The organism is Rhodococcus sp. DMU2021, from assembly GCF_019641445.1.
Lineage (GTDB): Bacteria > Actinomycetota > Actinomycetes > Mycobacteriales > Mycobacteriaceae > Rhodococcus > Rhodococcus pyridinivorans.
In genome coordinates this window covers 1-3,144 of the sequence record NZ_JAIFKB010000061.1, presented here as the reverse complement: position 1 = coordinate 3,144, position 3,144 = coordinate 1, and the positions used below count along the sequence as shown (strand labels likewise).

2 protein-coding genes and 2 pseudogenes are annotated in these 3,144 nt (G+C 59.8%); 2 read left to right on the top strand and 2 right to left on the bottom strand.

Features of this window, described 5'->3' with window-relative positions:
- Both K3M35_RS25475 and K3M35_RS25470 read left to right on the top strand, forming a co-directional pair.
- On the top strand, positions 1 to 736 hold a 736-nt coding region (locus K3M35_RS25475), incomplete at its 5' end, for a VOC family protein (RefSeq protein ID WP_220667253.1).
- A gap of 6 nt (positions 737 to 742) precedes the next feature.
- Positions 743 to 1,537: a citryl-CoA lyase gene (locus K3M35_RS25470; protein WP_220667252.1), complete on the top strand. Its 795-nt coding sequence runs from the start codon at positions 743 to 745 to the stop codon at positions 1,535 to 1,537.
- Between the two features lie 361 nt (positions 1,538 to 1,898).
- Here K3M35_RS25470 and K3M35_RS25465 read toward each other — a convergent pair.
- Both K3M35_RS25465 and K3M35_RS25460 read right to left on the bottom strand, forming a co-directional pair.
- Positions 1,899 to 2,094 (bottom strand): annotated as a pseudogene (locus tag K3M35_RS25465) (transposase); the annotation flags it as partial.
- A gap of 204 nt (positions 2,095 to 2,298) precedes the next feature.
- Positions 2,299 to 3,019: pseudogene (locus K3M35_RS25460) on the bottom strand (IS256 family transposase); the annotation flags it as partial.
- Between the last annotated feature and the right edge of the window lie 125 nt (positions 3,020 to 3,144).

The window sequence follows — 3,144 nt, the reverse complement described above, 5'->3', positions numbered from 1 at the left end:
GCCCCATCGTTCGGGCCTACCGCCCGGCCCGAGCCGGACACGGCAGGCGCACCGCACGCGCGCATTCTCAGTTGAGGCAACGACTACCTCTATGCGCGCATTTTGGATGAGTCAACGCGCGGCCTTGCAGGGCACCCTAAGATCGCATACAATTGCTGTGAGCGAGCCAACACTGCCCCAGGGTTCGGCGGCCATGGCACACTCAACCGATTTCGAACCACACCAAGAAAGCAGGGAACCAAAAATGACCGAAGTTTCATACGCTGGGCTGAATCATCTCGCGTTGGTCACAAACGACATGGAAAATACCATCCGGTTCTACCGCGACGTGCTTGGCATGCCGCTTGTCGGAACCACCGGAAACAAAGATGCGGGGTATCCTTATCGCCACTACTTCCTCAGCATCAACCGCGGCGCATCAATTGCATTCTTCGAATGGCCTGAAGCCGAGCTTCCCGCTCGAAAGGACTCCGGGATTCCCGCATCCGGAATTCAGTTCGACCACGTGTCAATCGGAGTAGAATCTGACGACGATCTCCTGACTCTTCAGAAGAAACTTCGCGATAACGGATCAGACATCAGCGAGATTGTCGATCACGGCCTTGTCCGATCTATCTACGCCACCGATCCCAATGGAATCTCGATTGAGTTCTCTGTCACGGTACGCGACCTTGATGCAGAGCCTTGGTTCGACGATGCTGACCCCGTTCCGGCCGCGCTCGAAAGCATTAAGTAATTCGAAATGACAATCGACAGTCAGCCAGGTATGAGAACCTCAATCGGCCGGTCCACCAGCGACAATATTTGGGTACAGGGTTATCCGCTAGCCGATGAACTGATGGGTAACGTCGATTTTGGGGAGATGTTCTTCCTACTCGTCACCGGACGACTACCAGAAACTGGCGAGGCACGGGTCTTCAACGCGATCCTGGTTGCGCTTGCAGATCATGGTTTGACTCCCACTGCACTCGCTGCAAGGCTGACATACACTGGCGCTCCAGACGCGATTCAGGGCGCCGTCGCATCAGGAATACTAGGTGCCGGTTCCGTCTTTCTCGGCGTGCTCGAAGGCTCTGGCCGAATGCTCCGTAGTGCCGCGCCGACGAAGCGAATGAAGGACGAGGATCTCCAGAAACTGGCGAGCCAGACTGTCGCTATTCAGCAAAAAGCCACAGGACGCATCCCTGGGCTGGGGCATCCCGTCCACAAGCAAGGCGACCCGCGTACCGCTCGGCTCCTCGAACTCGCACGAGCCCATCACCTAATCGGCCCTCACACCCAACTAATGATCCAGGCACAGAAAGTAGCGTCAACCAGCGGCCGGGAGCTACCGCTCAACGCCGCAGGTGCATCCGGCGCTCTGCTCTGCGATATGGGAATCGACCCAGGGATCATGCGTGGCATCGCCGTAGTCGCGCGAGCCGCCGGCATCGTAGGGCACCTGGCAGAGGAAGTTCGCGACCCCATGGGAATCCAACTTTGGCAGATAGCCGAGCGAGAATCGGTCTATGTAACGCCAGCGGAAGCCAAACAGTAGTCGACGAATACCCGGCGCAACATAGCCCAGGCTGGACTCAATCAGCCCGGACGCAACTAATCACAATGATGTGGTGCCTGAATGATTTCAGGCACCACATCATTGGGCACCACATCAAGAAACAATATGACGACTGCGCGCCGCTAGCGGACGCGAGAACACAATAGATGGCGTCTTCGTCATTGGTACGCAGCCCGACCGCGGAACGTGAGGTGGGACGGCTGGATTCCACCGCTAGCATACCCGCTATAGAACGATATGATAGCGGATACTTACGTGAGCGGCTAGAACATCGTCGATGCCAAGCGAATATCTTGAATCACAAATATTGAAGGCCTTCCCTTAACCGGCTCTTCCTGATTCAGAGTGCGTGTAGGCGTTCTGCCAGGCCGCCGGAGTGGATGAGGTGACCGCAAGATGTAGTGGTTGAGGTTGCGGAAGCCGAGCGCGATCCCGCGCAGGTGTTCCAAGCGTCCGTTGATCGCTTCGACCGGCCCGTTGGAGGCACCGGTGTCGAAGTACGCCAGGATCTCGGCACGTCGGGCCCACAACGAACCGTGTTTGGCGATCTCACTTGGCCTCACCGTTGGCTGCGCGTTTGCTGAATCTACATCGGCCTGCAGTCAGGTCGGGCGGTGATCGCGGCGGATGTCAACATGACGGCCAGGGTCGTCGATTCATCGCCTAACTCAGGGAACAGGGCGTTGGTGGTGGTCAAGTCCCAGGTAGTGGTGTAACTCGTTTCTGATCCTTCGGGGGGGTCAGGCGGGTAGTTGCATCAGTGGATCGGTGGTCGCCTCCGTCGGTGTTGGGGTGTCGGTGGTCAGGGTAAGTCGGCAGCGGCTGAGGACTTCGAGTCCGAGGTAGCGGCGGCCTTCGGCCCATTCGTCGGTCTGTTCGGCCAGGACGGCGCCGATGAGGCGGATGATGGCGTCGCGGTTGGGGAAGATGCCCACAACGTCGGTGCGGCGGCGGATCTCGCGGTTGAGCCGTTCGGTGGGGTTGTTAGACCAAGATCTGGCGCCCCACGTCGTCGGGGAACCCGGTGAAGGCGAGCAGGTCCTCGCGGGCGTCGCCGAGGTGGTCGGCGACCTCGGGCAATCGGCCGTCGGTGTATTCGAGGAGCCGGTCGAACTGCTCGTGCACCGCGGTGGCGGTGGGCTGGTCGTACACGCTGTGCAGCATCGCTTTTACCGCCGGCCACATGGACTTGGGGCACACTGCCATGAGGTTGGCGGCGTAGTGGGTGCGGCAGCGCTGCCATACCGCGCCGGGCAGGTTCGCTGCGATCGCCTCGATGAGCCCGGCATGAGCATCGGAGGTCACCAAGCGCACCCCGCCCAGGCCGCGGGCCACCAGGTCGGCGAAGAAGGTGTTCCACGATGCCTTGGTCTCACTGGTGGCCACCTGCATGCCCAACACCTCGCGGTGGCCGTCGCCATTGACGCCGGTCGCCAGCAGCACGACGGCCTTGACGACCTGCTTGTTGGGACTGTCCGGAAAACGGTGTGTGAAGGTCCGGTCTGACCCGAAAGGAAATGACCGTGACTGACACGACAGAAGTGCTGGGCGAGGCGATCATTGATCCCGTGACCGGGGAGATCATC